The sequence below is a fragment of the Halorubrum sp. SP3 genome, assembly GCF_005435195.1.
Classification (GTDB): Archaea; Halobacteriota; Halobacteria; order Halobacteriales; family Haloferacaceae; genus Halorubrum; species Halorubrum sodomense.
The window spans coordinates 588-1,741 of record NZ_SGTU01000079.1 but is presented as its reverse complement, the minus strand read 5'-3'; the positions used below and the strand labels follow the sequence as shown (position 1 = coordinate 1,741).

The 1,154-nt window shown below is 53.4% G+C and carries 1 protein-coding gene and 1 pseudogene; both read right to left on the bottom strand.

All coding sequences use genetic code 11. The features are described 5' to 3' along the window. Positions 1 to 661: pseudogene (locus tag EXE42_RS15390) on the bottom strand (transposase); the annotation flags it as partial. A gap of 148 nt (positions 662 to 809) precedes the next feature. Beyond that, positions 810 to 1,154, bottom strand: a 345-nt coding sequence (locus EXE42_RS20315) for a nitrous oxide reductase accessory protein NosL (RefSeq protein WP_241988410.1), incomplete at its 5' end; no start/stop codon positions are given.

Sequence of the window (1,154 nt, the reverse complement as noted above, 5' to 3'; positions counted from 1 at the left end):
ACGGCACGTACAGGAGCCGCATTGGATGCGATCCAGATTCCACATGGACAGAAGCCGACTCAACAGCCACCTCTTGGTCGTCTTCCTCCATTTGTTTGAGTATATCCCGTTCAGAGCTGGAGATCCGCTTGGGAATGAGGTAATTCACATCGAGGTTTGAGAGCGTCTGGAACACTTGTATCGAATCGAACTCTCGGTCACAGAGTACTGTCTCGATCGGAACGTGTCTTTTCGCTCGTCGAACGAGTCGCCGAACAGTACGATGGATCTGATTCGACGGGTTGTCGTCCCATCCAGAACTTTCTCGAACCGGTTCCACGGCAAGAACGAGCGGGATATTCTGTCCGATGATCGAGAGCGTTGCGAACTTGAAGGCCCGACTGTCTCTATCCTTCGTACCGCTGACCATCGACATCCCTTCGACATCCCCGTAATAGGGGATAGTCGTGATGTCGATCGCAGCTGTCACCGGCCGACGGAACGATGCTTCGGATTCGATAACCGAAAGCAGCCGATCGGCCACTCTATCGAATCCATCGATCAGTTCCCCTGGCGCAAACTGTTTGATCGTTCTAAGATGCGTATCGCCGTGTGGACTGCTCTCCGAGCCGTGTCGATACTGAAACCGAGCCGCTCCTTGCGGCGTCCCGCAGTTGACCATTCTTTCGATTCGTTTTCTGAGGTTGCCATCGCGTGTGTAATAGCTACGATTTTGCCGGACAAAAGGCTTCTAGCTCCTGATCAACCGTGTCAGATTCTTTGAGTAGAACCTGTGTGGTTCTCATTATCTCCACTATGAGAAAAGTCAATTAGTTTATCCCAGTCATCTGGATTCCATCAACGAGTGACCGATCGATGTCGTCGTACCCGATCGTCCGTCCGCCGTAATTATCAGCGAACGATTCAGCTTCGCTGGGTTCCGAGAACGGCATGAGATCTGGCCCCATTCCACCCATTACATCCGATTCGATGACGTATGTGAGGCCCGTGGCATCGGCGAATGTATCGGGGGCGGTCGGTGCTGGCATCTTCTTTCGCTCAGTGTCTTCAGGGATCTCCCAATCAACACGGGAGTAGTCCGTGACGTATACCGCGGTCGCCTCCGCGCCGTCAGCTACCAGGTTAAGATGGTACGGGAAGAGGCCATGTGCGAG